Below are 26,243 nucleotides of genomic sequence, written 5' to 3' on the forward strand. Positions count from 1 at the left end.
GCAAACCACGTATTATAGCAAATTGAAATTATGCTGGCTATCTATTAATCAGGGTCATGCTTTCAGGTCTTGCATTATTAGCGCCTGTAGCTCCCTCTTTTCTTCGGTTGATAAACCGACACTTCGTGCTTTAGCCTGCAAGGTTTCAATTTGCTTCTCTACACACTGGGCTAGTATTTTGTCCAATGAGTCTAAAAATAGTTCTTCTTGATTGTCTTCGACAAAGGGGATTTCCCAGCTTGCCAGACGAGACAGAAGTGCCTCATTTTTTTCATTTCGCCAGTGCTCCATTAGCTGGCCAGTGGTGATATGGGGACGTTGTTGGCATTTTTCAAGAATCTCTACCAGCAAACTGAGTCCCGGAATCGCCAAACCACTGACTGCAGAAAGGTTTGGTACCATTTCAGCATAGCTCGGATTTTGCAGAAGCAAAGCCATCACTTCGCGCATTGGCGTACGCTTTATCTGTTTATGTGGCTGTGGACGAGAATTTGTTTCATTCGCGATCACAGGTTTCTTATAAATACCGGTCTTTTGTCCCAGAATCGTGAGCAATTGATCCTGAAGATATTCATCTGGTACTTTGTGAATCAACGGTAGGGCAAGGGCTTCAAGAGCAGCTTTCCCTTCGTTGTTACCAACGTCAACTTGTGACAATAGGTTGCTAAACAGATATTTGGAGAGCGGTTCGGCATTTTGCACCAGCTCTTCAAAAGCGTCTTTACCGTATTTACGTACGAAACTGTCTGGATCCTCTCCATCAGGAAGAAAGAGAAATTTCAGTACGTTACCACTTTTCAAATAGCTCAGCGCATTTTCAAGCGCTCGCCACGCGGCATCTCGTCCAGCACGGTCACCATCATAACAACACACTACGGTATTGGTTTGACGGAACAGCAGCTGAAGATGATCCCCTGTGGTTGATGTGCCAAGAGAAGCAACTGAGTAGTCCACACCGAATTGGGCTAACGCCACCACATCCATATACCCTTCGACCACTAATATTTGCGGTGGTTCACGGTAGGATTGCAGTACTTCATACAGACCATACAGCTCTTTCCCTTTATGGAAAATCGGTGTTTCTGGTGAGTTTAAGTATTTAGGCGTGCCGTCCCCTAACACACGTCCACCAAAGCCAATGACTCGACCGCGACGATCCCGAATAGGAAACATAATACGCCCGCGGAAACGGTCGTATCGGCTACCTTTATCGTTTTCAATCAGCATACCGCCAGTGACTAGCATATCTTGCGTGTCTCGACGTTGGCCGAAGTTCTTACGAACTAGGTCCCATTCATCAGCCACATAACCTATGCCAAATTTCTGGACAATTTCGCCAGATAGACCACGGTTTTTTAAATAATCGATGGCGACTTTATTGCTAGGAACTTTGAGCTGCTGTTTATAAAACTGAGCGATACTTCCGAGCAAATCATAAAGTGTGCGTTTTTCTTCAGTGTTGGCTTTAGGGGTTGAGCTACGCTGTCCAGCGCTGTTTTGGCGCTCCTCACGTGGTACTTCTATCCCAAGACCAGAGGCCAGCTCTTCGATGGCTTCAGGGAACTCAAGGCGCTCATATTCCATAAGGAAATCAATCGCGTTACCGTGAGCACCACAGCCAAAACAGTGATAGAACTGTTTCTCTTGGCTAACACTAAAAGAGGGAGTTTTTTCGTTGTGGAATGGGCAACAAGCACTGTAGTTCTTGCCCTTTTTTTTAAGTTTTACACGCGCATCAACAATATCGACAATATCAAGCCGAGCAAGAAGGTCATCAATAAAAGTGCGAGGGATATGTCCAGCCATAAAACCTAAAAGAAAGTCCCAGTATTGAAGTGTAAAATACAAACAAGCCGTGCGTTCCAGAGGATAGCACGGCTTGATGTAATTTGGGTGGGGTTATTAAGATAGTTTAGTTTTTACCAAACCACTTACCACTCCCATGTCAGCGCGCCCTTGAATCTGTGGTCTTAGGATCCCCATCACTTTACCCATGTCTTGCATGCCTTGAGCGTTAGCTTCAGTCACTGCGCTTGTTACAAGTGCAGCCACTTCTTCGTCACTCAGAGGTTGAGGCATAAAATCCTCAAGAACCGTGATTTCAGATTGTTCCACGTCAGCAAGGTCTTGACGACCTGCATCTTCATATTGAGCAATAGAATCGCGACGCTGTTTAACCATTTTAGTCAATACAGCAACGATCTCGTCATCAGAAAGAGTAATTCTTTCATCGACTTCACGCTGTTTAATGGCTGATAAGGCCAAACGAATAGTGCCAAGGCGAGTTTTGTCCTTGGCCTTCATCGCAGATTTTTGCTCTTCTTTGAGTTTCTCAATAAGAGCCATAACGGATTTCCTTTATTCGGAATCAGTTATTAGTACAGGCGAACGCGACGTGCGTTTTCGCGAGCTAGCTTCTTAGCGTGACGCTTTTGAGCTGCTGCTTTAGCGCGTTTGCGAACTGTAGTTGGTTTTTCATAGTGCTCGCGACGACGCACTTCAGAAAGGATACCTGCTTTTTCGCAAGAGCGTTTGAAACGACGTAGAGCAACGTCGAACGGTTCGTTTTCACGTACTTTAACTACTGGCATATGCCTTTCACCTCAGGGGTTAATTCGTTAATGCTGGTGTCTCATAACCTAAACTCACTGCCATTTCCTCAGAAATAGTAGGTGTTGGGTTTATAACCAGCGAGATCAAAAATGGTGCGGAATTTTAATCCGAACCCCGTCGCTTTGTAAAGCGTTTTGTCGCCCATAGTCTGTACAAAATTTGTTTGTAAAGCAATCCCGAGGTAACATGGCGGCAATTTTGAATTCTTGAAGATAGCGTGCGAAGAAAATTATGCGCATTATTGGTATTGAAACCTCTTGTGACGAAACAGGTATCGCCATTTATGACGATGAAAAAGGGCTGTTATCCCATCAACTTTATAGCCAGATAAAGCTACATGCTGACTACGGTGGTGTGGTGCCAGAATTAGCTTCCCGTGACCATGTGAAGAAAGCGGTTCCCCTCATAAAAGCAGCGTTGGCTGATGCCCAATTAACGCCTGCCGATATTGATGGTGTGGCGTATACGGCAGGTCCTGGTTTAGTCGGTGCTTTGTTAGTTGGTGCAACTATTGGTCGCAGTTTGGCTTATGCGTGGAATGTACCTGCAGTGCCTGTGCATCATATGGAAGGGCACCTATTGGCGCCGATGCTCGAAGAAACTCCACCAGAATTCCCATTCTTGGCACTGTTGGTTTCGGGCGGTCACACCATGATCGTTGAAGTGCGTACGATTGGCGATTATCAGATTCTTGGTGAGTCTATCGATGATGCGGCTGGTGAAGCATTTGATAAAACGGCTAAGCTGATGGGCTTAGATTACCCAGGTGGCCCTTTATTGGCTCGCTTAGCGGAAAAAGGCACTCCTGGTCGTTTTAAATTCCCGCGTCCAATGACAGATCGTCCAGGATTGGATATGAGCTTCTCGGGGCTAAAAACGTTTACGGCCAACACGATTGCTGCAGAAGGCGACGATGAGCAAACTCGCGCGGACATTGCGTATGCTTTCCAAGAAGCGGTTTGTGATACTTTGGTTATTAAATGTAAACGAGCCTTGGATCAAACCGGATTAAAACGTATTGTTATCGCGGGTGGAGTGAGCGCAAACAAAGCGCTGCGTGCTGCACTTGAAAAACTAGCCAAGAAAAGAGGTGGTGCGGTTTACTACCCACGTACTGAATTCTGTACTGATAACGGCGCCATGATTGCTTATGCAGGCATGCAACGTTTGAAAAATGGTGATGTGAGTGATTTAAGCCTTGAGGCGCGCCCACGCTGGCCGATAGACCAGCTAACGCCAATTAAACACTCTTAACGTAGCAACGGTCGCACTTCGCGGCCGTTGTTGTTTTTAGCGAATTTCCAAGTAGGAAGCCAGATATGAACGCATTAATGATCGATGGCAACACAATGAATTACCTCGACCAAGGTGAAGGTGAGGTTCTGGTTTTTGGTCACAGCTATTTATGGGATAGCGAGATGTGGGCTCCGCAAGTAGCGGTTCTTTCACAACATTATCGCTGTATTGTTCCTGATTTTTGGGCTCATGGACAATCCGATGCAGCGCCAGCACCAATGCGCTCTTTGCAAGATTACGCTCGTCATGTATTGGCTTTGATGGATCATCTCTCGATTGAACGATTTTCTATCATCGGTCTGTCAGTGGGCGGCATGTGGGGGGCTGAATTGGCTTTACTTGCGCCACAACGGGTGCAATCACTGGTCTTGATGGATACATTTTTAGGTCTTGAACCGCAAGTGACTCATCAGAAATACTTTGCGATGCTCGAGACGATTGAACAACTGAAAATGATTCCTCCCGCTATTGTTGAGGCAGTTGTGCCCCTATTTTTCTCATCACAGGTGATGACCAAGGCTCCGCATTTAGCGCAGCAATTTGCCACCCATTTAAGTGAACTTACTGGCGATAAGGCAGTTGAGATTGCGCGTGTTGGCAAAATGGTATTTGGTCGACGCGATGTTATGGAAGAGGCAGGGAAATTGGTATTGCCGGTTTTGATTGCCGTCGGTGCAGAAGACAAGCCACGCCCAGCGCTGGAATCCTATCTAATGACCGATGAAATATCGGGTAGTCAATTAGTGCTCATTCCGGATGCTGGACATATTAGTAACTTAGAACAACCTGAGTTTGTGACCGAGATGCTGCAGGCGTTTCTGCAGGGTGTTTACGCAAACTAGGCAATGATGACGTATCATCTGAAGTGAGCTCTCCCTTCTTTAATTATCCTAAGTGAGTTTTAGGCTCGCTTAGGATTCATCAACGATCTTTTTTTCGCCCACCTTTGGCTCGGTACCCGAGAAGAGTCGCTTAATATTTTGATGATGACGTAGCACGATTAGGCAGCACAACATCGCTACCGGCAAGGTGTACATCGGTTTGATCATCCAAGTGTAAAGTGGTGCTAACAATACCGTGATCAAAGCAGCGAGAGAGGAATAGCGAAAGACAACCGCAACAAGTAGCCAAGTGATCATAATCGCAGCGGTAAGATCCAATCCGATCGGCGCGATCGCTCCTAGTGCGGTGGCAACGCCTTTTCCGCCTTTGAAATGGAAGAATATTGGATACATGTGCCCTAAACAGGCGGCAATCGCAATAATCCCCAGCACAAAAGGTTCAATATTTAAAAAGTAGCTTCCCCAAACAGGAATGGTGCCTTTGAGCATGTCACACACTAATACCGCCACTGCGGCCTTTTTCCCTCCGATGCGCAATACATTGGTTGCGCCAGGATTTTGTGATCCTGTTTCGCGTGGATCAGGCAATTTTAGTAGGCGACAAATCAGCACGGCACTGGAGATTGACCCCAGTAAATAGGCGAAAATCGTCATTATTAGTGCCAGTGGAGTCATATTTGCCTCTAAATTGTGCTGAGAGTACCGCTAATACTATCTAACAGTACGGAAAGAAAAAACAACGTGAAATTCACATCTTGCTATCGTTTCGGTATATGATATCGCGACTGACAAATAGTACGTTTTTTTAATCGATTTGGGTATCCGACCTGTAAAAGGAACGAAATAAATAATGGATAAAGTTTTTATCGACCAGCTTGAAGTCATCGCCACAATTGGTGTTTACGATTGGGAACAGCAGATCAAACAGAAACTCATCCTAGATATTGAAATGGCGCATGATAATCGCCCTGCAGGTCTTAGTGATGATGTCAGTGATGCTTTAGATTATTCCACGGTAAGCACGGCGGTGATTCATCATATTGAGTCCGGTCGTTTCTTGCTCGTTGAGCGAGTGGCAGAAGAAGTCGCGCAATTGATCATGGAACGTTTTGGTGTGCCATGGATCAAAATTCGTGTGGCTAAACCGAAAGCTGTGGCTCAAGCACGTAGTGTTGGGGTTGTGATTGAACGGGGAGTGGCATGATCACAACTTATGTTGGCATCGGATCCAATATTGATCGCCAAACACATATAGAAGCAGCGGTACGAGAGTTGGCCCATTTGGGGTCAGGCTTAAAGCTCTCGACTATCTATGAGTGTGATGCAATCGGATTTAATAGCCATCCGTTTTACAACTTAGTTGCCGAATTTAACACATCACTCAGTTTAGATGAGCTCGTTCAAGCGCTTAGAGAGATCGAAATGCGCTGGGGGAGAGATGTGGATGCGCAGAAGTTTCAAGATCGAACTCTCGACTTGGATATCATTCTGTTTGGTGAAGTGTGCTCAACACAGAAACCTCAGTTACCGCGTTCTGATATCTACCGTTATCCCTTTGTGATTCAACCTCTTTATGAACTTTGTCCGGAACTTATTATTCCGAATGATGGTCGTTCTATTCGGCAAGTTTGGTCTTTGGCCAACAATCTCGACATTTTGAAAGCAATTCAACCTTGGTTTGACGCAACAATAATAGAGTAAATAAATGGACATACTGCAAAGTGCAATACTTGGCCTCATTGAAGGGGTAACGGAGTTTCTTCCTATTTCTTCAACTGGGCATTTGATCATCGCTAGTGAATGGTTAGGCTTACCACAAACAGACAGTAATAAAGCGTTTGAAGTGATTATTCAGTTGGCTGCTATTTTGGCGGTTCTAACCAATTACAAAGAACGTTTCCACCCTAAATACTTCTCTTTGTGGATGAAAGTATTTATTGCTTTCCTTCCAATTGCAGCAATTGGCTTCTTATTAAAAGATGAAGTGAAATCGCTTTTCACTGTTACCGTTGTTCCAATCATGTTTATTGTTGGCGGTATTATCTTCCTTATTGTGGAAAAATATCTGAAGAATCGTCAGCCATCGACGCATACTTTGGATGATATTTCTTATCGCCAAGCTATCGCTATCGGTGTGGCGCAAGTATTCGCCTTGATTCCTGGTACTAGTCGCGCAGGTTCAACCATTGTTGGTGCGTTGCTAGCTGGCGTCAGCCGTACAGCGAGTGCAGAGTTTTCGTTCTTGCTTGCGCTACCTGTGATGGTGGCGGCGAGTGGTTTAGATCTGCTTGGGCACTACAAAGACTTCACACCAGATATGTTTAAAGCGTTAGCTGTTGGCTTTGTGGTTGCTTACGTTTCTGCGTGGATTGTAATGAAGCTGTTCTTGGCGTTCTTAAACCGCTTTACATTCAATGCGTTTGGTATTTATCGCATTGTGTTTGGTGTCGCTCTGCTACTGTGGATTTACGCATAATTAAGCTTAAGAAGCCTCTAACATAAAGAGGCTTCTAAAATGTATGCTGAATGGTAAGAGAAAAGCGACTTTCTTAGGAAGTCGCTTTTTTGTTTGTTTAGTATTTGTACAGATGCCGATTCTGTTTGTGAGTACATATGAGGTTAATCGTCATTTCTCGCAAAGGCATGACACCTAGAAAAATGAAGGGATTAATCTAGAAAAGCTGAGAACTCCTTTCAGTGTGGAGTCGGTCCTAACTCGCTAAAACGAGAGGCTTATGCTATAAGTGGACCGTACCTGCAGTTTTTAACACTTTATGTTTCGGATGCAACATAAATTAAGCGGTGAGTATTGAAGATGCGACTCTTTGCCTTGACCTTATTACTGCTCCTCGGCAGTCTGCAATATACCTTATGGTTTGGTAAAAACGGGATATCCGATTACCAGAGTGTGGCGAGTGAAACCACAGCCCAAGAACAGGTAAATGCAAACCTTCATCAACGAAATCAAGAAATGTTTGCGGAAATTGACGATTTACGTCAAGGCTCTGATGCCATTGAAGAGCGTGCTCGCCACGAGTTAGGCATGATTAAAGATGGCGAAACCTTTTACCGAATCATCGGTGAGGATAATAAGTAATGACTCAAGAAATTGTCGCTATTGTTCCTGCTGCTGGTGTTGGCAGTCGCATGAAAGCCGACCGTCCTAAACAGTATCTAACATTGTTAGGCCACACCGTCTTAGAGCACACGATAGAGAAATTGCTCCATCATCCACTCATCACTAAAGTGGTGATCGCAGTGAGCGATGATGACCCATACTTTCCTGAACTATCATTGGCGCATCATGAGCGTGTTATTCGAGTTTCAGGTGGAAAGGAGCGCGCTGACTCGGTGCTGTCTGCGCTGAATTATGTGTGTGAGAATTTACCCAATCAATGGGTCTTGGTGCATGATGCCGCAAGACCTTGTGTAGATCTCGACGATGTTTCTCGTTTGATTTCTGTCGCTACGCAACATGAAGTGGGTGCTATTTTGGCATCTCCCGTGCGCGATACGATGAAACGTGCGGATTTGGCTCAACAGATTCAACATACCGTTGATCGCGTAGCTCTTTGGCATGCACTAACGCCACAGATGTTTCGCGCTCAATCTTTGCAACGTGCATTGCATGATGCATTACAACAACAAGTAACCATCACCGATGAAGCATCTGCTTTTGAGTGGCTAGGTTATGCTCCTGCACTGGTCGCAGGTCGAGCAGATAATATTAAAATCACTCAACCCGAAGATCTCGCGTTAGCTGAGTTCTATCTCCGACGTGAAAAGGAAGAAAAATGATTAGAATTGGTCACGGTTTTGACGTTCATAAATTTGGTGGCGAAGGCCCAATTATGATTGGCGGTGTCGCTATTCCTTATGAACAAGGTCTGATTGCTCACTCCGATGGTGACGTTGCACTGCATGCGTTATGTGATGCTCTTCTTGGTGCCATTGCAGCTGGAGATATCGGACGCCATTTCCCCGATACAGACGATAAATGGAAAGGGGCAGATAGCCGCGAATTATTGAAAGACGTTTACCGCCGAGTCAAAGAGCAAGGTTACCGTTTGGGCAATGCTGACGTGACTATTTTGGCTCAAGCGCCAAAGATGGCTCCGCATATTGAAGCTATGTGCGAGGCGATTGCTCACGATCTTGAGACTGATATTGGCAATGTGAACGTGAAAGCAACAACGACTGAGCGTTTAGGTTTTACTGGACGCAAAGAGGGCATCGCGTGTGAAGCGGTCGTCCTATTAACTCGCATTTAAGCGACATTGGAAAAACAGAATGAGTGATATTTTGGCACCCTTTGCTTACCTGTGTGGTAAGCCGACGGCAAAAGCAAAACTAAAAGCCTTACCTGAACATTTTCAGGTAGTTGAAGATCTTGGTTACCCTTTGAGTGGTTCTGGCGACTTTTTGATGGTGCACATCCGTAAAACGGGTGAAAACACCAGTTTTGTAGCTAATGAACTGGCTAAAGCGTGTGGCGTTAAATCGAAGGATGTCAGTTGGGCTGGTCTAAAAGACCGTCACGCAGTTACCGAGCAATGGCTATGCGTTCATTTGCCAGGAAAGTCGTTCCCTAACTTGGCGCTATTTCAAATCGAACATCCTACGATTGAAGTTTTGGAAATGACGCGTCATAACCGCAAGCTGCGCCCGGGCGACCTGCAGGCTAACCATTTTGTGGTTACTCTTTCTGAAGTTTCTGATGTTACTGACGTTCTAGCTCGTCTTGCTGTGGTAAAAGAGCAAGGTGTACCGAACTATTTCGGTAGTCAGCGTTTTGGCCGTGATGGTAATAACCTGCATGAGGCTCGTCGCTGGGGGCGTGAAAACGTGCGTACTCGCAACCAGAATCAGCGCAGTATGTATCTTTCCGCCGCTCGCTCGTGGATTTTTAATGGCATTGTCTCTCAACGTATTGAACAAAAAGTATTTAATACTGTTGTCGAAGGTGATGTTGTTCTACGTGATGGCGAAAGCATCGTGGCAGATGCTGCGCAATTGTCTACGCTACAACAGCAGGTTGCTGCGGAGCAAGTAGCGATTAGTGCTGCGCTGGCAGGCGATAATGAGTTACCTACTCAAGGAACAGCTCAGCAATTAGAGCAGCCTTGCTTAGATGCTGAGGCTGATCTCATGGCATTGATTCGTGGTAACCGGATGCGTCATGATCGTCGCGCGATTTCACTTAAAGCAAAAGATTTGGTCTGGGAAGTCGATAACGATATGATTAAACTCAGTTTCACATTAGATTCAGGTAGTTTTGCTACATCTATTGTGCGTGAACTTATCGAAGAGATACCCGTAGAGCGCCACTATGACTGATAGACGAGTGAATATTCTGCTAAGCAACGATGACGGTATTTATGCTGAGGGCATTGCCGTATTGGAACAAGCATTAGCTGATATCGCGAATATTACTGTTGTTGCACCGGATCGTAATCGTTCTGGTGCTTCCAATTCATTGACCTTGGAACAACCGTTACGTGTGAACCAGATTGCGCCGCAGCGTTATTCGGTGCAAGGGACTCCAACCGATTGTGTGCATTTTGCACTCAACGAATTGTTGCGTGATAACAAGCCAGATTTGGTGCTAACCGGAATTAATCACGGTGCCAATTTGGGCGATGACGTGCTTTATTCTGGTACTGTAGCCGCTGCGATGGAAGGGCACTTTTTGGGTGTGCAATCTATCGCTTTCTCTTTGGTGGGTACGCAAAATTTTGCGACTGCAGGACATATTGCTCGTCAGTTAGTGGAGCAGCATTTATCTAATGCTATTCCAACTAATCGTTTGTTAAATGTGAATATTCCGGATTGTGCCATCGAACATTTGCAAGGGTTTCAAGTGACTCGTTTAGGCGCTCGTCATCACGCGGAAAATATGATTCGTCAAAAAGATCCCCGTGGTCACGATATCTTTTGGTTAGGTCCTCCAGGAGCTCGAGCCGATGCAGGTGAAGGCACCGACTTTTACGCTATCGACAAAGGGTTTGTTTCAGTGACACCACTGCAAGTGGATCTCACCGCTCATGAGTCGATCAATAGTATGAATGATTGGTTGAAAGGATAGGTGAATGGCGAACCCGAAAGCTGAAAAGTTAGTTCAGTTTTTAGCCGCGCAAGGCATCACAGATCAGCGTGTATTAGAGGCTATGTATTCCGTACCACGAGAAGCGTTTGTTTCTCAAGCTATGATGCATCAAGCTTATGATAACAACGCACTTCCTATTGGTCAGGGGCAAACCATTTCCCAACCGTACATTGTTGCTAAAATGACACAGGTGTTGGAATTAAATCACGATAGCCGGGTCTTAGAAGTAGGTACCGGCTCTGGCTATCAAACCGCTGTGTTAGCGAAGCTGGTGAGACACGTTTGCTCGATAGAACGAATTAAGTCATTACAATGGGATGCTAAACGCCGTTTAAAGCAGTTAGATATCTATAACGTCTCAACGAAACATGGTGATGGCTGGCAAGGTTGGCCGAGTAAAGGTCCATTTGATGCCATTATCGTGACGGCTGCAGCGCAATCTGTCCCTCAAGCTTTACTGGATCAACTCGCTGATGGTGGTCGTTTAGTGCTTCCTGTCGGGGATGAACAGCAACAGTTGTATAAGATTCAACGCCAAGGAGAACAATGGATTTATCAGTCAATCGAAGATGTACGATTTGTACCGTTAATTCCAGGTGACTTAGCGTAATGATGAGTATTCCGTTCAGACAGTTGTTGGCATTGGGCATATCTGGCTTATTGGCTGGGTGTGCTCCGCATATGCCAGCCCCTGTGTCTGGATTGGGAAAAGACTACAATGCGATTGAACGTGGTAGTTATCGTGGGAGTTATTATCAAGTAAAGCAGGGTGACACGCTTTACTTTATCTCCTACATCACCGACAAAGATGTTAAAGACATAATCCGTTACAATAATCTCGCTCCGCCATATGTGATCCATCCCGGAGATCGACTCAAACTTTGGACACCAACTTATACTCCCCCGGTATACGGTTCCAGAGCTCATATTGCGAGTAAAAGTAGCGTCGCAGTGCCGGATATTAAGGCTTCAAGCACAATTCCTACTCCAATTCCCAATGTGACCACTTCCTCTAATACTTTGAAAAATACCTCTAAAGTGGGTGGTAAAACTGCGAATACAGGTATTGATCAAGGTCAATCAAAAGAGTATGTTGGTTCAGGCAGTAAACATAATGTTAACACTAATGTAAGTAATCCTAATGTAGCCGACCAGAAGATTTCTAAATGGTTATGGCCAACAAAAGGAAGAATCATTAGTCAGTTCTCAGCAGGAGATCAGGGTAATAGAGGGATAGATATCGCGGGGCAGCGTGGTCAATCCATCGTATCTACTGCAGCAGGTACAGTAGTCTATTCAGGGAATGCACTACGAGGCTATGGGAACTTAATAATTATAAAGCACAACGACAACTATATCAGTGCTTATGCCCACAACGATCGGTTGCTGGTTAAAGAAGGTCAAAATGTAAGAGGCGGGCAGAAAATCGCCACGATGGGAAGTTCGGGTTCGACAAGCGTCCGTTTACATTTTGAAATTCGCTATCAAGGTAAATCCGTTAATCCAAAACGATATTTACCATAAACATACTTAATAGATTGAGTCATGTAGCGACATTGAAGTTGAAATGTCTTGCTAAACTCGCCATGGGGAGGCGCTATGAGTATCAGCAATACAGCCACTAAAGTCGAAGAGTTTGAATTTGATCATGATGTAATCGATTCCATCGAGGTTGATGAAGAACTAACGGCAACTAGTGAAGAAGACACTAATGACACGGACAGCAGTGACGATATTCGCGAAGAGTTTGATGTTTCGTCTAAGAGTTTAGATGCAACACAGATGTATTTGAGCGAAATAGGTTTTTCGCCTTTGTTGACCGCCGAAGAAGAAGTTCTCTATGCACGCCGCGCTCTGCGTGGTTGTGAAGCCGCAAGAAAACGTATGATCGAAAGTAACTTACGTTTGGTGGTAAAAATCTCTCGTCGATATAGCAATCGTGGCCTAGCTCTTCTCGATTTGATAGAAGAAGGCAACCTAGGTTTGATTCGTGCCGTTGAGAAATTTGACCCAGAACGCGGATTCCGTTTTTCCACTTACGCAACATGGTGGATTCGTCAAACGATTGAACGTGCTTTGATGAACCAAACACGTACCATTCGTCTGCCAATTCATGTTGTGAAAGAACTCAATATTTATCTGCGTACTGCACGTGAATTGTCCCAACGTTTAGACCATGAACCTACAGCAGAAGAGATCGCGTTTGAGCTTGATAAACCGGTTGATGATGTGAGCAAGATGCTACGTTTGAATGAACGTATCAGCTCTGTTGACACACCAATTGGTGGAGATGGAGATAAAGCGCTACTGGATATTATTCCAGATGCGAATAACTCTGACCCAGAGGTTTCAACTCAAGATGATGATATCCGTGATTCTCTGATGAATTGGTTAGATGAACTGAATCCAAAACAGAAAGAGGTGTTAGCGCGTCGTTTCGGCCTTCTAGGTTACGAACCATCCACTCTTGAAGAGGTGGGACGTGAAATTAATCTTACCCGTGAACGTGTTCGTCAAATTCAAGTGGAAGGATTACGCCGTCTAAGAGAGATCCTGATGAAACAAGGTCTCAGTATGGAATCTCTGTTCAACGTTGAAGTCGAAATGTAAGATTTTGACTAGGCGAAAAAGTAAGGCACTCAGATGAGTGCCTTTTTTATTTTTTCAATGTTCGCTTACAACATCTTCTTCAGTTGGAAGATCAAATCGAGCGCTTGGCGTGGTGAAAGATCATTAGGATCAATCGAGCTTAGTGCTTGTTCAACTTCACTTGGCTCTGGGATCAAACTGAGTTGATTGGCAATATCGACTGTTGATGGTGATCGTTGCCCTGCTTCACCTTTACCGATTTGCTCTAACTGCGCCAATTTCTGACGAGCCTGTTTGATCACTTCTTTTGGTACGCCAGCTAGCCCTGCGACCGCCAATCCATAGGATTTACTTGCCGCGCCTTCGTTGACGGAGTGCATAAAGGCAATGCTATCACCGTGTTCTACCGCATCCAGATGAACGTTGACTAAGTGTGGAATCTGTTTTGGTAGTTCAGTTAACTCAAAGTAGTGCGTCGCAAATAGAGTCAAAGCGCCGATTTTCTTCGCCAGCCACTCAGCACTTGCCCAGGCGAGTGATAAGCCATCATAAGTACTTGTGCCGCGGCCAATCTCATCCATCAGCACCAAACTTTGTGCAGTAGCATTATGTAAGATGTTGGCTGTTTCTGTCATTTCGACCATGAAGGTTGAACGACCAGAAGCAAGATCGTCAGACGCACCAATACGGGTAAAAATGCGATCAAGTTGACCAATCGATGCGGAACGAGCGGGAACATAAGAACCAATATGAGCCATTAACGCGATCAACGCAGTTTGACGCATATAGGTCGATTTACCACCCATGTTTGGACCTGTAATGATCAACATCTGCCGTTTTGGATCAAGGTCGATAGGGTTGGCTATGAACGGATCATCCATGACTTGCTCTACCACTGGGTGGCGACCATCTTCAATATGAATACCGATCTCTTTGGTTAACGTTGGGCGACAGTAGTCTAATGTATCTGCACGCTCAGCTAGGTTTTGCAGAATATCGAGTTGAGATAGGGCAGATGCTAGGTTTTGCAACGTTTCCAAATGTGGTAGCAGCAGATCAAAAAGCTCTTCCCAAAGTTGCTTCTCTAAAGCAAGTGCTTTGGATTTTGAGTTCAGCACTTTATCTTCATGTTGCTTCAACTCTGGCGTGATATAACGCTCGGCATTTTTCAGCGTTTGGCGACGCATGTAGTGCGGTGGCACAAGATGACTCTGACCGCGGCTCACTTGGATAAAGAAGCCGTGCACATTGTTGTAGCCTACTTTGAGTGAATCTATGCCGTGACGTTCACGTTCATCCGCTTCCATTTTTTCTAAGAATGACGTCGCACCGTTGGCAAGGTCGCGCCACTCATCTAATTCAGCATTATAGTTTGGCGCAATGACTCCTCCGTCGCGAATGACGACTGGCGGATTTTCAATAATCGCGTTCTCAAGCAGAGTACTTAATTCATCCATTGGCGCTGCATATTGCTTAAGTTGAGCGAGATAAGGATGTTTTACTTGGCCGAGTAACTCTGCTAGCTCAGGCAATTGCTGTAAGGCATTACGTAGGCGCGCTAAATCTCTTGGGCGAGCAGAACGCAGAGCTAAACGAGCAAGAATACGTTCAATATCCCCAATCTGCTTCAATACAGGATGAAGTTCAGCAAACAGCACGCTGTCTTTGATTTCACCAATTGCATCTAAGCGCTGATTCAGCGCATCGAAATGGCGCATGGGTTGGTGAATCCAGCGCTTAAGCATACGGCTACCCATAGGTGTGGCACAGTGATCAAGCACTTCGGAGAGTGTGTTGTCCGTCCCGCCAGAAAGATTCTGTGTCAGCTCAAGATTTCGACGAGTCGCCGCATCTAAGATGACGGATTGATCTTGGCGATCCAACGTCAATGAACGAATGTGCGGCAATGCGGTACGTTGGGTGTCTTTTACGTACTGAATCAAACAACCTGCTGCGCATAAACCTAAATTGGCCTTCTCTACACCGAAGCCAACTAAATCTTTAGTGCCAAATTGTTGGTTTAACTGTTGTTTGGCAGTTTGCAGCTCAAATTCCCAAATCGGACGGCGGCGATTGCCTTGGCGATGAGCCATCAATTGAACTGGTTCAAAATCTTCAGGGAACAACAATTCACGTGGCGCAGTACGTTGAAGCTCTGCAGCCATCGCTTCTTCTGTTTCTGGTTCAATCAGCTGGAAGCGACCCGAAGTTAAATCCAGTGTTGCGTAACCAAAACGCCCCGCGTGGTGATAAATGGCGGCAATTAGGTTATCCACGCGTTCTGATAACAGCGCTTCATCAGTCACTGTACCAGGTGTCACTATGCGCACCACTTTGCGATCAACCGGCCCTTTGCTGGTCGCTGGGTCGCCAATTTGTTCACAAATAGCTACCGATTCACCGAGTTGCACGAGCTTGGCAAGATAGCTTTCAACGGCATGGAAAGGGACGCCAGCCATCGGGATGGGTTCGCCCGCCGAAGCGCCACGTTTCGTTAATGAGATATCAAGTAACTGAGATGCGCGTTTGGCATCGTCATAGAACAGTTCGTAAAAATCGCCCATACGATAAAACAGCAAAATATCTGGGTTTTCCGCTTTCAGCTTCAGATATTGCTGCATCATGGGCGTATGTTGTTTCTCGGCAGTCACGGATTACTTCTTTTGTTTAAGGACTTTGCGGCTTAGGATACGTGAATCACCATCAAGCGAAAAGATGAAATGAGGTTTTTGGTCATGCAATCGATACAAAATTTGAGTCACACTCTTGGGCAACAGCTGCTTCAAGCGCAGCAGGTTTTAGTCACTGCGGAATCCTGTACTGGTGGTGGTGTCGCAAGCGCGATTACTGATATTGCTGGGAGTTCTCAATGGTTTGACCGAGCATTTGTTACCTATACCAACGAAGCGAAGCAAGAGATGATTGGCGTAAAAGCGGCAACACTGGATGCTTATGGCGCGGTGTCCGAGCCGGTCGTGATTGAAATGGTGCAGGGGGCTTTAAATAATTCTCATGGTACCGTTGCGGTTTCCATCAGCGGCATTGCAGGACCGGGTGGCGGCTCTGAGGAGAAACCTGTTGGCACCGTCTGTTTTGCTTGGGCAGATAAGAGTGGTTGGCTTGAGGTGAGTACGGAGCATTTTTCTGGCGATCGAGCTAAAGTTCGATTGCAAGCCATACATCATGCGCTATCAGTGATCAGTCAACATCTTGCCGGATGAAAAAGTGATATCGGTCGAGTGCATGGCAAAAAATTAACATACAGGGGTGGACACTGTATGAATCAACAGTATAATGAGTGCCATTAAGACATTTCATTGTCGAACTGATTTTGCATCGATCACCCTATTTCAAAGAGTGACAGTCTGGAGAAAGTAATGGACGAAAATAAACAGAAGGCTCTCGCAGCAGCCCTAGGTCAAATTGAGAAACAATTCGGTAAAGGTTCCATTATGCGCCTTGGTGACAACCGCACAATGGATGTAGAAACGATCTCTACAGGTTCTCTCTCTCTAGACATCGCTTTAGGTGCTGGTGGTTTACCGATGGGCCGTATCGTTGAAATTTATGGTCCAGAATCGTCAGGTAAAACAACACTGACTCTAGAACTGATTGCTGCAGCGCAACGTGAAGGTAAAACCTGTGCGTTTATCGATGCAGAACACGCTCTTGACCCTATCTACGCTCGTAAATTGGGTGTAAACATCGATGAACTTCTTGTTTCTCAGCCAGATACTGGTGAGCAAGCTCTTGAAATTTGTGACGCTTTGGCTCGCTCAGGCGCAGTGGATGTTATGGTTGTCGACTCAGTTGCTGCGTTGACTCCTAAAGCAGAAATTGAAGGCGAAATGGGCGATAGCCACATGGGTCTGCAAGCTCGTATGCTTTCTCAAGCAATGCGTAAGCTAACTGGTAACCTAAAAGCATCTAACTGTATGTGTATCTTCATCAACCAAATCCGTATGAAGATTGGTGTGATGTTTGGTAACCCAGAAACCACAACTGGTGGTAACGCTCTGAAATTCTACGCTTCTGTTCGTCTTGATATTCGTCGTACTGGCGCAATCAAAGAGGGTGACGAAGTGGTTGGCAACGAAACTCGTATCAAAGTTGTGAAGAACAAAATTGCTGCGCCGTTTAAAGAAGCTAACACTCAGATCATGTATGGCCAAGGTTTTAACCGTCAAGGTGAACTGATTGACCTAGGTGTAAAACACAAATTGGTCGAAAAATCAGGTGCTTGGTATAGCTACAATGGCGACAAAATTGGTCAAGGTAAAGCGAACGCTTGTAAGTATCTGAAAGAAAATCCAGAAGTTGCAAAAGTTCTTGATACCAAATTACGTGAGCTATTGTTGAACCCAGCAGAGCACGCTGAGCATGGTGAAACTAGCGTAGAGAATGACGACGATTTTAGCGCAGTTCCAGAGCAAGATGAGCTCTAAGATCTCTGACGTAAAATAATGAAGCCCTGCTGAAGCGGGGCTTTTTGTTATAGAGAATTCAATATGTTATCACCTAAAACTCCGTCGTTATCTGTCAAAGAAGCTGCGATTCAATTACTTAGTCGACGTGATCATGGTGTCTTTGAGCTGAAACAGAAATTGGCTTTGAAAGGCTATGAAGCTCCAGAAATTGATGTTGCTATTCAGCTTTGCAGTGAATATGGCTATCTAGATGATCTCCGCTTCGCTCGCAGCCAAGTTAGGCAACATATCTATAAAGGGCATGGTGATCGACGTATCCGTCAGGAGTTAAATCTTAAGCGAGTCTCGGAAGCGACGATTGAACAAGCATTACAAGAAGAGCAGACAGATTGGTTTGAACTCGCAAAAGAAACGGCATGGAAAAAATTTAAAGGTCAAAAGGCTATCGATGCCAAAGGATATGCAAAGCAGGTACGCTTCTTACAATACCGTGGCTTCAGTTTTGACCAAATCCAATATGCGTTAAGCGATGACGATGCAGAATAAAATTCTGTTGAGAGTCAAAATATAAAAAGAATAAAGGCTACAGGAGTAGCCTTTATCTCAATATTATTATTTTGAAACTTGATCAACTAGTCTAATAACGAATTCCAAGTGGCATAAACGTTATTGGCAGTATCTTTGTCATTAAATAAAAAGACTGGAATACCTTCAATTTCTGTAGCGACTACTAATAATGAATCGGTTTGTGCAACCGCTTTAACTGACCAGCTATCCCCATTATCGTTGGCAAAATCTTCGATGACCAACTCGCCATCACTATTAATTGACCAAGAGTGAGTGGAGCTTTCAGTCCCTTCAGTTACTGTGACCGATTCACTATCAAATGCTAAAGTGACGAAAGTGGGATCACTCGTCTTACTTGAATCACCAGCGTCATCAAAAATCATGTAGAACGTTTTACCAATCAACTCACTTGCCGTGATGTTGTGCAGGGTAAAGCCACCATTGATATTTTGGGTTGTGTAGTAGTAAAGATCACCGTCGTTAGTTACTTGCAGGGTGATTTCAGCACTGTTAAGTGCATCGTCAGCGTAGTAGAGGCTGGTTTCTGTTGAGGTCTCACTATCTTCAGTAAAAGAGTATTGGTTACCGGAGAAGGTCGCTTCAACAGAGTATGGCGTGGTGTTTTTGTCATTAGTCACAGAGATAGTAACAATGTTGTCACTGTTATCATCTGTACCAACAGTCATGATTGCCAGACCTTCCTCTACCAAATAGGCATTGTTAGTACTCATACCGTAATAGGTGTTGCCTGCCATGTTATTGAGTAGAGAACTGCTACTTTGTGATTCAACAGCGGCGCTACCTGAATCATCGACGGTAACTACTTCGTCATTCAATTCATCAACGGTGCCGTTATTTTCAGCTTCAGCATAGGTCTCATCTACAGCAGAACTGATTTTTGTCACAGTGCTCGTCAGTGTATCAGTGTCTTCTGCTGCTAAGCTTTCAGCCAATGTTTGGTTAATCGAACGAGCAAGCAAGTGAGCTTTAGTCGCGCTATTGCTGGTGGTGGTATCACTATTATTTTGCGCTGCCACATAGTCACTGTTAATGGTACTTACATCCACATTTAAGCTAGTTGCAACTTCTTCTAGGGTTTGATTGGTTTGAACCGCGTAAGTGGAGAATGGCGTAATAACCGCACTACCAGCTTCCGCTATCAGTTGTTTATTGCTGGTGACGACGCCTGAATCAGAATCGGACGTTACACCAGCTTTGATTTTTACGATTAATGAATAATCTTTATATTCCGCAGGAATTGTCGCTGTGCCATTTTCACCGGTTGTGGTGATAAGTGTGTCTGCTGAAGTATACGTATTTGAACCGTCGATATCTGCGTATACATCAGCATTAACTAAGTAACCATCAATGGCTTGAATAGAGTAACTCGATGTACTTGATGATTCTGAATCACTGCCGTCTGAACCGCACAGCCTGCTAATGCGAGTGCTGTTAATGACGATAGAACAGAGACAGTAAACTGACGTTTATTTTTTGAAATAGACATAACCTTAAGCCCTTTATAGTGTTTAATTTCAACTCATTTTTATTTTTTATTGGTATTGCTGTGATTGTTAAAAATAAGCTGAAAGTGTTGTGAGAATGCTGTTTATATATACGGATGAGAAATTGCATTCGCAATTATTAATCCAGTTGAAATAAGCTGAGTAGTTAGAATGAATACACTAATGGAATGTTTTATCAGTAATGACGACCTTATTTGTGAAATGAGGATTTTTGATAAAACTATGATTTATGCTCGGCAGAGCTTCTTGTTAAGCCATGTGGAAGGAGGAGTGGGATTAAACATCGTAGCGTTGGGGTCTATTCGATGAGTGAATAGTCATTGATAGAGTCGATGAGTCAGGCTTCTATTCACCCAATTTGTTGATAACGCTTCTTTCTCATTGGCTCAAACTATGGCTATCGTAGTGCGATGATAGTTGATTTGACTCTTTTCACTTAGAAAACTAGGCGAACTCTTATCCATGCTTTACAATAGCGCAAAAATTTCATTTGAGAATTTCAGGAAGAGCTGCATGTACATGAGCACGGATGAGGTTCGCAACGCGTTCCTCTCATTCTTTGAAAGTAAAGGTCACCAGATTGTTGACAGTTCATCACTGGTACCTCATAACGACCCAACTCTGCTGTTTACTAACGCAGGGATGAACCAATTTAAAGACTGTTTTCTAGGTTTAGAAAAGCGTTCTTACACTCGAGCGACAACAGCTCAACGCTGTGTACGTGCAGGTGGTAAGCACAATGACTTAGAGAACGTCGGCTTCACTGCACGTCACCACACATTCTTTGAAATGTTAGGTAACTTTAGTTTCGGTGATTACTTCAAAGAAGACGCGATTAAGTTTGCTTGGGAATTTCTGACTGAGGTCTTGAAACTTCCACAAGAGCGCCTGCTAGTTACCGTTTACAAAACCGACGATGAAGCTTTCGACATCTGGAACAAACAGATCGGTTTGCCAGCAGATCGCATCGTGCGCATCGGTGACAAAGAGGGTGGTAAAGCTTACGAGTCAGATAACTTCTGGCAAATGGGCGATACTGGTCCTTGCGGTCCTTGTTCTGAAATTTTCTACGATCACGGTGATCACATTTGGGGTGGCCGTCCTGGTTCTCCTGAAGAAGATGGCGACCGTTTCATCGAGATCTGGAACAACGTATTTATGCAGTTCAACCGTCTTGCTGATGGCACGATGGAACCTCTACCAAAACCATCTGTGGATACTGGTATGGGTATCGAACGTATTTCTGCAATTATGCAGGGCGTTCACTCTAACTACGAAATCGACGTGTTCCAAACTTTGATCAAAGCTGCCGCAGAAGTGATTGGTTATGAAGATCTTTCTAATCAATCTCTCCGTGTAGTGGCGGACCATATTCGCTCATGTGCGTTTTTGATCGTTGATGGTGTAATGCCATCGAACGAAGGTCGTGGTTATGTTCTTCGTCGTATTATTCGCCGCGCAGTTCGTCATGGTAACAAACTGGGTGCGAAAGGCGCTTTCTTCCACAAATTGGTTGGCCCTCTAGCTGAAGTCATGGGCACTGCTGGTCAAGTTCTTAAAGAACAGCAAGCTGTGGTAGAAAAAGTTCTACGTATCGAAGAAGAAAACTTTGGCCGCACTCTAGACCGTGGTCTGGCGATTTTGAACGACGCGTTAGATAGCCTATCTGGTAAAGAACTGGATGGCGAGACAGTGTTCAAACTGTATGACACATACGGTTTCCCTGCTGACTTAACTAACGACGTAGCGCGTGAACGTGGTTTCACTATCGATGAAGCTGGTTTTGAAGCTGCGATGGAAGAACAACGTCAACGTGCACGCGAAGCTGGCCAGTTTGATACTGACTACAACGCAAAAATTAAGGTAGACGGCAGCACAGAATTTTGCGGTTATACAGCAACTGAAGGTCGCAGCAACATCACTCACCTGTTTGTTGATGGCGAAGAAGTGACTTCTTTATCTGCTGGTGACAAAGCGATTGTGGTGTTAGATGAGACTCCTTTCTACGCTGAATCAGGCGGTCAAGCGGGTGATACCGGTGTGCTTGAAACAACAGCGGGTCGTTTTGTTGTTGAAGATACACAGAAATTGGGCAACGCAATTGCTCATCACGGTGTACTTAAAGAAGGCGTTTTGGCTCAAGGCGATGAAGTGAAAGCGCTAGTGGATGAGGCTCGCCGTGTGGCTAGCTCACTAAATCACTCTGCAACTCACTTATTGCATGCAGCGTTGCGTCATGTACTAGGTACTCACGTAGCCCAAAAAGGTTCGTTGGTTCGTGCGGAAAACTTGCGTTTTGACTTCTCTCACCTAGAAGCCATGACTGCTGATGAAATTAAACGTGTTGAACGTTTAGTTAATGAGCACATCCGTCGTAACCACGTGATTGAAACCAATATCATGAACATTGACGATGCGAAACAAAAAGGCGCAATGGCTCTGTTCGGTGAAAAATACGATGATGAAGTTCGCGTGCTAAGCATGGGCGAATTTTCAACTGAACTTTGTGGTGGTATTCACGCACACCATACTGGTGATATCGGTCTATTCAAGATTGTTTCTGAAAGCGGTATTGCAGCAGGTATTCGTCGTATCGAAGCAGTAACTGGTGACGCAGCATTAGATTATCTCGAATCACAACATGCGAAATATGAGCATAAAGTGGAAGAGATGGCTCATAAAGCTAAGTCTCTAGAAAAAGAGATTCAACATCTGAAAGACAAATTGGCATCACAAGCAAGTTCAAGCTTAGTAAGCCAAGTGAAAGAAATTTCAGGTGTGAAAGTTTTAGTTGCTCAACTTGATGGTGCAGATAACAAAGCTCTGCGCGGAATGGTTGATGAACTGAAGAACCAATTGGGTAGCGGTATCATCATGCTGGGTAACGTAGCAGATGATAAAGTGGGCCTAATTGCAGGTGTGACCAAAGATCTTATCGGCAAAGTGAAAGCGGGTGACCTAGTTAACATGGTTGCTCAACAAGTTGGTGGTAAAGGTGGCGGTCGCCCTGATATGGCTCAAGCTGGTGGTAGCGACGCGCATGCGCTTCCTGCTGCACTAGAGTCAGTAGATGCTTGGATCGCTGAGCGTCTATAACTAAAAATAAATGACGCGCGGTTGATGTTTTTTTGACCGAGCGTAACATTACTCAATTAACCAAGTGGTTTAATTGGCTCGGTCAAAGCCAATTAGCTACTTGGTTTTGTTTTTGCAACTACCAAATCTATAGTCAATCAGTTGATTAACTCGGTTTGGTCCTAATGAGACTTTGTCTTGGGAAGGTGAATACTGGTGAAAAAGTCCCTTGTCGTGCAAAAGTTTGGCGGTACCTCTGTAGGTTCAATTGAACGAATCCACACGGTTGCTGAACACATCATTAAAGCGAAAAATGATGGTAATCAAGTTGTTGTCGTAGTATCGGCAATGTCAGGCGAAACTAATAGACTGTTAGGTTTAGCTCAGCAAATCGATAGCGTACCGACAGCAAGAGAACTTGATGTTTTGCTTTCTGCTGGTGAACAGGTGTCAATGGCACTGGTCGCAATGACTCTTAATAAAATGGGGTATTCTGCACGTTCACTTACCGGAGCTCAGGCGAGCATTGTGACGGACAACCATCACAATGACGCGACAATAAAGCATATTGATACCCGAACGATTAATGAATTACTGGAACAAGATCACATAGTTATTGTTGCTGGTTTTCAAGGTGTCAATGAAAATGGGGACATCACCACATTAGGACGTGGCGGCTCAGATACCAGTGCGGTAACGCTGGCTGGTGCTCTGCAAGCTGATGAATGTCAGATTTTTACCGATGTTGATGGTGTGTACACTTGTGACCCTCGTGTTGTGCCAACCGCTCAGAAATTGGATGTGGTCGATTTCCCATCCATGGAAGAGATGGCGCGCAAAGGGGCTAAAGTGCTGCACTTGCCGTGTGTTCAGTATGCATGGCATCACCAGGTTCCACTGCGTGTACTTTCAACATTCGATGTAAATGATGGCAGTCTAATCAAGGGTGAAGTGGGCACACATCCTGTTTGTGGTATCGCGATTCAACGTGATATGGCAATTGTCTGTGTACATCATGATTCATTATCAAGTTTAACTAAGCAGTGTCAGATGCTTGGGATCGAAATTTGGAATGTGATCGATGAGGCAGATTGGGCAGGAGTGGTAGTAAAACATGATGCTTGCGCGAAATTAGAACTGGTTTTCAGCGATAAAATCCGTAACACTGAACTTGTGAGTTTATTGACCACGGTAGGTTTACAAGCACCACACTTGGTTGCTCGCTCTTGTGAGCTATTAGCCGAGAAACACATTGATGTACGTTATATTTCGACCACAAACCAGTCTGCGATGTTGACGATTGCACCGCAGGATGTGGTAGAAGCTGCGAATGTTCTACATAGCGCTTTTATTACATCAGACGAGGTTATACATGAACCAGTTATCCAAGCTAGCTTAGGTTAATAGCCATTTCGTCTAAAAGTTTACCTAAATATAACTTTTGATCGATAATAACGTAGTTGCAATAAAACAGAGATTACTCAAGGAGCAAAGAATGCTAATTTTGACTCGCCGCGTTGGCGAAACACTAATGATCGGTGACGAAGTGACAGTAACTGTACTTGGTGTAAAAGGTAACCAAGTACGTATTGGTGTTAACGCACCTAAAGAAGTTTCTGTGCACCGTGAAGAAATTTACATGCGCATTCAAGCAGAAAAAGGTAACGGTAACGTTGCATCTGGCAACTACTAATTATCTCAATGAGGCTGACAAAATTTGTCAGCCTTTTTTGTACTTAGCTTTTGTAATTTGTAGAAAAAGTTCATTTTCACAGCGCTTTGATTAAATACGCAACGGTTGAGCGTGTTTTTCTATTTTTTCCCAAGAAAGTGTTTGACATATTTTCGGTAAAACGTAATATGTGCCTCCGCAAGACGGTGAGGTGGCCGAGAGGCCGAAGGCGCTCCCCTGCTAAGGGAGTATGCGGTTTATAGCCGCATCGAGGGTTCGAATCCCTCCCTCACCGCCATTCTTGCTTTGCTTAACTTAGCAACTAAGCAAAATGCGCGCCTGTAGCTCAGCTGGATAGAGTACCTGGCTACGAACCAGGCGGTCAGAGGTTCGAATCCTCTCAGGCGCGCCATATTCTTTAAGAGTATGAACAATAATGCGGTGAGGTGGCCGAGAGGCCGAAGGCGCTCCCCTGCTAAGGGAGTATGCGGTTTATAGCCGCATCGAGGGTTCGAATCCCTCCCTCACCGCCATTTGTTGCCTAAGAATAAAATCTTGCAATAATTGTTATATTAAGAATATTTTTGTGATACACTTCACAAAACTGCGCGCCTGTAGCTCAGCTGGATAGAGTACCTGGCTACGAACCAGGCGGTCAGAGGTTCGAATCCTCTCAGGCGCGCCATTTCTTCTCTTAAGTGTTTCGCTTAAAAGAAAACGGGATTAAGGGTACTGCCCTGATATGACGAAAGTGATATCGAAAATACAGCGCGCCTGTAGCTCAGCTGGATAGAGTACCTGGCTACGAACCAGGCGGTCAGAGGTTCGAATCCTCTCAGGCGCGCCATTTTTTCTCTTAAGTAATTTACTTAAAAGAAAACGGAATTAAGGGTACTGCCCTGATATAACGAAAGTGATATCGAAAACAGCGCGCCTGTAGCTCAGCTGGATAGAGTACCTGGCTACGAACCAGGCGGTCAGAGGTTCGAATCCTCTCAGGCGCGCCATTTTTTCTCTTAAGTGTTTTGCTTAAAAGAAAACGCAATTAAGGGTACTGCCCTGATATAACGAAAGTGATATCGAAAATACAGCGCGCCTGTAGCTCAGCTGGATAGAGTACCTGGCTACGAACCAGGCGGTCAGAGGTTCGAATCCTCTCAGGCGCGCCATTCTTTCTCTTAAGTGTTTCGCTTAAAAGAAAACGGGATTAAGGGTACTGCCCTGATATGACGAAAGTGATATCGAAAATACAGCGCGCCTGTAGCTCAGCTGGATAGAGTACCTGGCTACGAACCAGGCGGTCAGAGGTTCGAATCCTCTCAGGCGCGCCATCTATTAAAAGCCTCGCAATAGCGAGGCTTTTTTCATTTCTGCTCTTCTTTATTTTTCATCTCTAAACCAGATAACTCCCACTCATTAGTGTTATATCCCTTGCAAATTAAGCAATCCGTTTGCTAATCCATCATGATTTTGTGATGTAAGTGAATAAAAAATAACCTCCTTTGTGAATAAATAGGTTTATACCCAAAT

26 protein-coding genes and 8 tRNA genes are annotated in these 26,243 nt (G+C 44.8%); 27 read left to right on the top strand and 7 right to left on the bottom strand.

Annotated elements, in window-relative coordinates:
- Positions 1-54: 54 nt before the first annotated feature.
- The 3 genes from dnaG to rpsU all read right to left on the bottom strand — a co-directional run bounded on the left by dnaG (position 55) and on the right by rpsU (position 2,591).
- Positions 55-1,806 (bottom strand): DNA primase, encoded by a 1,752-nt coding sequence (gene dnaG, locus OCV11_RS02555; protein ID WP_261894811.1) that lies wholly within the window; start codon positions 1,804-1,806, stop codon positions 55-57.
- Positions 1,807-1,902: 96 nt separating this feature from the next.
- Complete coding sequence (locus tag OCV11_RS02560) at positions 1,903-2,346, bottom strand: GatB/YqeY domain-containing protein (RefSeq protein WP_261894812.1); 444 nt, start codon at positions 2,344-2,346, stop codon at positions 1,903-1,905.
- Positions 2,347-2,375: 29 nt separating this feature from the next.
- A complete protein-coding gene (gene rpsU / locus OCV11_RS02565) occupies positions 2,376-2,591 on the bottom strand; it encodes a 30S ribosomal protein S21 (RefSeq protein WP_001145625.1) in 216 nt (71 codons plus the stop codon).
- Positions 2,592-2,844: 253 nt separating this feature from the next.
- On the opposite strand from rpsU, the gene tsaD reads away from it, so the two are divergent.
- Both tsaD and OCV11_RS02575 read left to right on the top strand, forming a co-directional pair.
- On the top strand, positions 2,845-3,867 hold the full coding sequence (gene tsaD / locus OCV11_RS02570) for a tRNA (adenosine(37)-N6)-threonylcarbamoyltransferase complex transferase subunit TsaD (RefSeq protein ID WP_261894814.1): 1,023 nt from the start codon (positions 2,845-2,847) through the stop codon (positions 3,865-3,867).
- Positions 3,868-3,932: 65 nt separating this feature from the next.
- A complete protein-coding gene (locus OCV11_RS02575; protein ID WP_261894815.1) occupies positions 3,933-4,751 on the top strand; it encodes an alpha/beta fold hydrolase in 819 nt (272 codons plus the stop codon).
- A gap of 69 nt (positions 4,752-4,820) precedes the next feature.
- Here the strand turns inward: OCV11_RS02575 and plsY are convergent, their stop codons facing one another.
- Positions 4,821-5,426 carry a glycerol-3-phosphate 1-O-acyltransferase PlsY gene (gene plsY / locus OCV11_RS02580; protein ID WP_261894817.1) on the bottom strand — a complete coding sequence of 202 codons (606 nt, stop codon included), beginning with the start codon at positions 5,424-5,426 and terminating at the stop codon, positions 4,821-4,823.
- A gap of 175 nt (positions 5,427-5,601) precedes the next feature.
- On the opposite strand from plsY, the gene folB reads away from it, so the two are divergent.
- The 11 genes from folB to rpoS all read left to right on the top strand — a co-directional run bounded on the left by folB (position 5,602) and on the right by rpoS (position 13,467).
- On the top strand, positions 5,602-5,955 hold the full coding sequence (gene folB, locus OCV11_RS02585) for a dihydroneopterin aldolase (RefSeq protein ID WP_261894818.1): 354 nt from the start codon (positions 5,602-5,604) through the stop codon (positions 5,953-5,955).
- On the top strand, positions 5,952-6,452 hold the full coding sequence (folK, locus tag OCV11_RS02590; RefSeq protein ID WP_261894820.1) for a 2-amino-4-hydroxy-6-hydroxymethyldihydropteridine diphosphokinase: 501 nt from the start codon (positions 5,952-5,954) through the stop codon (positions 6,450-6,452). The genes folB and folK overlap by 4 nt, the downstream gene beginning before the upstream one ends.
- Positions 6,453-6,456: 4 nt before the next feature.
- On the top strand, positions 6,457-7,227 hold the full coding sequence (locus tag OCV11_RS02595) for an undecaprenyl-diphosphate phosphatase (protein ID WP_261894822.1): 771 nt from the start codon (positions 6,457-6,459) through the stop codon (positions 7,225-7,227).
- A 339-nt stretch (positions 7,228-7,566) separates the two neighbouring features.
- A complete protein-coding gene (ftsB, locus tag OCV11_RS02600) occupies positions 7,567-7,848 on the top strand; it encodes a cell division protein FtsB (RefSeq protein WP_261894823.1) in 282 nt (93 codons plus the stop codon).
- Complete coding sequence (ispD, locus tag OCV11_RS02605; RefSeq protein WP_261894825.1) at positions 7,848-8,549, top strand: 2-C-methyl-D-erythritol 4-phosphate cytidylyltransferase; 702 nt, start codon at positions 7,848-7,850, stop codon at positions 8,547-8,549. The genes ftsB and ispD overlap by 1 nt, the downstream gene beginning before the upstream one ends.
- A complete protein-coding gene (ispF, locus tag OCV11_RS02610) occupies positions 8,546-9,022 on the top strand; it encodes a 2-C-methyl-D-erythritol 2,4-cyclodiphosphate synthase (RefSeq protein ID WP_261894827.1) in 477 nt (158 codons plus the stop codon). The genes ispD and ispF overlap by 4 nt, the downstream gene beginning before the upstream one ends.
- A 19-nt stretch (positions 9,023-9,041) precedes the next feature.
- The gene (gene truD / locus OCV11_RS02615; RefSeq protein WP_261894829.1) at positions 9,042-10,088 is read left to right on the top strand and encodes a tRNA pseudouridine(13) synthase TruD; all 1,047 of its coding nucleotides are present in this window, start codon (positions 9,042-9,044) and stop codon (positions 10,086-10,088) included.
- A 7-nt stretch (positions 10,089-10,095) separates the two neighbouring features.
- Positions 10,096-10,836 carry a 5'/3'-nucleotidase SurE gene (surE, locus tag OCV11_RS02620; protein WP_373332813.1) on the top strand — a complete coding sequence of 247 codons (741 nt, stop codon included), beginning with the start codon at positions 10,096-10,098 and terminating at the stop codon, positions 10,834-10,836.
- Between the two features lie 4 nt (positions 10,837-10,840).
- A complete protein-coding gene (locus tag OCV11_RS02625; RefSeq protein ID WP_261894833.1) occupies positions 10,841-11,467 on the top strand; it encodes a protein-L-isoaspartate(D-aspartate) O-methyltransferase in 627 nt (208 codons plus the stop codon).
- The gene (locus OCV11_RS02630) at positions 11,467-12,381 is read left to right on the top strand and encodes a peptidoglycan DD-metalloendopeptidase family protein (protein ID WP_373332801.1); all 915 of its coding nucleotides are present in this window, start codon (positions 11,467-11,469) and stop codon (positions 12,379-12,381) included. The genes OCV11_RS02625 and OCV11_RS02630 overlap by 1 nt, the downstream gene beginning before the upstream one ends.
- 75 nt (positions 12,382-12,456) lie before the next feature.
- Entirely contained in the window at positions 12,457-13,467 is a 1,011-nt protein-coding gene (gene rpoS, locus OCV11_RS02635) for an RNA polymerase sigma factor RpoS (RefSeq protein WP_261894834.1), read from the top strand.
- A gap of 65 nt (positions 13,468-13,532) precedes the next feature.
- Here the strand turns inward: rpoS and mutS are convergent, their stop codons facing one another.
- On the bottom strand, positions 13,533-16,097 hold the full coding sequence (gene mutS / locus OCV11_RS02640) for a DNA mismatch repair protein MutS (protein WP_261894835.1): 2,565 nt from the start codon (positions 16,095-16,097) through the stop codon (positions 13,533-13,535).
- Positions 16,098-16,181: 84 nt separating this feature from the next.
- Here mutS and pncC point away from each other — a divergent pair, with 84 nt between their 5' ends.
- From pncC to recX, 3 genes are all read left to right on the top strand, one after another.
- The gene (pncC, locus tag OCV11_RS02645) at positions 16,182-16,667 is read left to right on the top strand and encodes a nicotinamide-nucleotide amidase (protein ID WP_261894836.1); all 486 of its coding nucleotides are present in this window, start codon (positions 16,182-16,184) and stop codon (positions 16,665-16,667) included.
- Positions 16,668-16,823: 156 nt separating this feature from the next.
- On the top strand, positions 16,824-17,891 hold the full coding sequence (gene recA, locus OCV11_RS02650; RefSeq protein ID WP_261894837.1) for a recombinase RecA: 1,068 nt from the start codon (positions 16,824-16,826) through the stop codon (positions 17,889-17,891).
- A gap of 63 nt (positions 17,892-17,954) precedes the next feature.
- Positions 17,955-18,419, top strand: a complete 465-nt coding sequence (gene recX / locus OCV11_RS02655; protein WP_261894838.1) for a recombination regulator RecX — start codon at positions 17,955-17,957, stop codon at positions 18,417-18,419.
- An 86-nt stretch (positions 18,420-18,505) separates the two neighbouring features.
- On the opposite strand, the gene OCV11_RS02660 is transcribed toward recX, so the two are convergent.
- Together OCV11_RS02660 and OCV11_RS02665 are read right to left on the bottom strand one after the other, a co-directional pair.
- Complete coding sequence (locus OCV11_RS02660; RefSeq protein ID WP_261894839.1) at positions 18,506-19,507, bottom strand: hypothetical protein; 1,002 nt, start codon at positions 19,505-19,507, stop codon at positions 18,506-18,508.
- A gap of 287 nt (positions 19,508-19,794) precedes the next feature.
- Positions 19,795-19,947, bottom strand: coding sequence for a hypothetical protein (locus OCV11_RS02665; protein ID WP_261894840.1), 153 nt, complete (start codon positions 19,945-19,947; stop codon positions 19,795-19,797).
- 532 nt (positions 19,948-20,479) lie between these two features.
- Here OCV11_RS02665 and alaS point away from each other — a divergent pair.
- From alaS to OCV11_RS02720, 11 genes are all read left to right on the top strand, one after another.
- Positions 20,480-23,062, top strand: coding sequence for an alanine--tRNA ligase (gene alaS / locus OCV11_RS02670; RefSeq protein WP_261894842.1), 2,583 nt, complete (start codon positions 20,480-20,482; stop codon positions 23,060-23,062).
- A gap of 195 nt (positions 23,063-23,257) precedes the next feature.
- Positions 23,258-24,445 carry an aspartate kinase gene (locus OCV11_RS02675; protein ID WP_261894843.1) on the top strand — a complete coding sequence of 396 codons (1,188 nt, stop codon included), beginning with the start codon at positions 23,258-23,260 and terminating at the stop codon, positions 24,443-24,445.
- A gap of 91 nt (positions 24,446-24,536) precedes the next feature.
- The gene (gene csrA, locus OCV11_RS02680) at positions 24,537-24,734 is read left to right on the top strand and encodes a carbon storage regulator CsrA (protein ID WP_004415691.1); all 198 of its coding nucleotides are present in this window, start codon (positions 24,537-24,539) and stop codon (positions 24,732-24,734) included.
- Between the two features lie 184 nt (positions 24,735-24,918).
- Positions 24,919-25,011, top strand: a tRNA-Ser gene (locus OCV11_RS02685).
- A 37-nt stretch (positions 25,012-25,048) separates the two neighbouring features.
- Positions 25,049-25,125 (top strand) — tRNA-Arg (locus OCV11_RS02690).
- Between the two features lie 28 nt (positions 25,126-25,153).
- A tRNA-Ser gene (locus OCV11_RS02695) sits at positions 25,154-25,246 on the top strand.
- Positions 25,247-25,321: 75 nt separating this feature from the next.
- A tRNA-Arg gene (locus OCV11_RS02700) sits at positions 25,322-25,398 on the top strand.
- 85 nt (positions 25,399-25,483) lie between these two features.
- A tRNA-Arg gene (locus tag OCV11_RS02705) sits at positions 25,484-25,560 on the top strand.
- 83 nt (positions 25,561-25,643) lie between these two features.
- Positions 25,644-25,720 (top strand) — tRNA-Arg (locus OCV11_RS02710).
- An 85-nt stretch (positions 25,721-25,805) separates the two neighbouring features.
- Positions 25,806-25,882 (top strand) — tRNA-Arg (locus OCV11_RS02715).
- Between the two features lie 85 nt (positions 25,883-25,967).
- Positions 25,968-26,044, top strand: a tRNA-Arg gene (locus OCV11_RS02720).
- Positions 26,045-26,243: the final 199 nt, after the last annotated feature.

The sequence above is a fragment of the Vibrio porteresiae DSM 19223 genome (assembly GCF_024347055.1).
GTDB lineage: Bacteria > Pseudomonadota > Gammaproteobacteria > Enterobacterales > Vibrionaceae > Vibrio > Vibrio porteresiae.

What these genes read in the sequence shown, in the direction of transcription:
- dnaG (WP_261894811.1), bottom strand. Translation starts at nt 1,806, where the DNA reads ATGGCTGGACATATCCCTCGCACTTTTATTGATGACCTTCTTGCTCGG.
- OCV11_RS02560 (WP_261894812.1), bottom strand. Translation starts at nt 2,346, where the DNA reads ATGGCTCTTATTGAGAAACTCAAAGAAGAGCAAAAATCTGCGATGAAG.
- rpsU (WP_001145625.1), bottom strand. Translation starts at nt 2,591, where the DNA reads ATGCCAGTAGTTAAAGTACGTGAAAACGAACCGTTCGACGTTGCTCTA.
- tsaD (WP_261894814.1), top strand. Translation starts at nt 2,845, where the DNA reads ATGCGCATTATTGGTATTGAAACCTCTTGTGACGAAACAGGTATCGCC.
- OCV11_RS02575 (WP_261894815.1), top strand. Translation starts at nt 3,933, where the DNA reads ATGAACGCATTAATGATCGATGGCAACACAATGAATTACCTCGACCAA.
- plsY (WP_261894817.1), bottom strand. Translation starts at nt 5,426, where the DNA reads ATGACTCCACTGGCACTAATAATGACGATTTTCGCCTATTTACTGGGG.
- folB (WP_261894818.1), top strand. Translation starts at nt 5,602, where the DNA reads ATGGATAAAGTTTTTATCGACCAGCTTGAAGTCATCGCCACAATTGGT.
- folK (WP_261894820.1), top strand. Translation starts at nt 5,952, where the DNA reads ATGATCACAACTTATGTTGGCATCGGATCCAATATTGATCGCCAAACA.
- OCV11_RS02595 (WP_261894822.1), top strand. Translation starts at nt 6,457, where the DNA reads ATGGACATACTGCAAAGTGCAATACTTGGCCTCATTGAAGGGGTAACG.
- ftsB (WP_261894823.1), top strand. Translation starts at nt 7,567, where the DNA reads ATGCGACTCTTTGCCTTGACCTTATTACTGCTCCTCGGCAGTCTGCAA.
- ispD (WP_261894825.1), top strand. Translation starts at nt 7,848, where the DNA reads ATGACTCAAGAAATTGTCGCTATTGTTCCTGCTGCTGGTGTTGGCAGT.
- ispF (WP_261894827.1), top strand. Translation starts at nt 8,546, where the DNA reads ATGATTAGAATTGGTCACGGTTTTGACGTTCATAAATTTGGTGGCGAA.
- truD (WP_261894829.1), top strand. Translation starts at nt 9,042, where the DNA reads ATGAGTGATATTTTGGCACCCTTTGCTTACCTGTGTGGTAAGCCGACG.
- OCV11_RS02625 (WP_261894833.1), top strand. Translation starts at nt 10,841, where the DNA reads ATGGCGAACCCGAAAGCTGAAAAGTTAGTTCAGTTTTTAGCCGCGCAA.
- OCV11_RS02630 (WP_373332801.1), top strand. Translation starts at nt 11,467, where the DNA reads ATGATGAGTATTCCGTTCAGACAGTTGTTGGCATTGGGCATATCTGGC.
- rpoS (WP_261894834.1), top strand. Translation starts at nt 12,457, where the DNA reads ATGAGTATCAGCAATACAGCCACTAAAGTCGAAGAGTTTGAATTTGAT.
- pncC (WP_261894836.1), top strand. Translation starts at nt 16,182, where the DNA reads ATGCAATCGATACAAAATTTGAGTCACACTCTTGGGCAACAGCTGCTT.
- recA (WP_261894837.1), top strand. Translation starts at nt 16,824, where the DNA reads ATGGACGAAAATAAACAGAAGGCTCTCGCAGCAGCCCTAGGTCAAATT.
- recX (WP_261894838.1), top strand. Translation starts at nt 17,955, where the DNA reads ATGTTATCACCTAAAACTCCGTCGTTATCTGTCAAAGAAGCTGCGATT.
- OCV11_RS02665 (WP_261894840.1), bottom strand. Translation starts at nt 19,947, where the DNA reads ATGTCTATTTCAAAAAATAAACGTCAGTTTACTGTCTCTGTTCTATCG.
- alaS (WP_261894842.1), top strand. Translation starts at nt 20,480, where the DNA reads ATGTACATGAGCACGGATGAGGTTCGCAACGCGTTCCTCTCATTCTTT.
- csrA (WP_004415691.1), top strand. Translation starts at nt 24,537, where the DNA reads ATGCTAATTTTGACTCGCCGCGTTGGCGAAACACTAATGATCGGTGAC.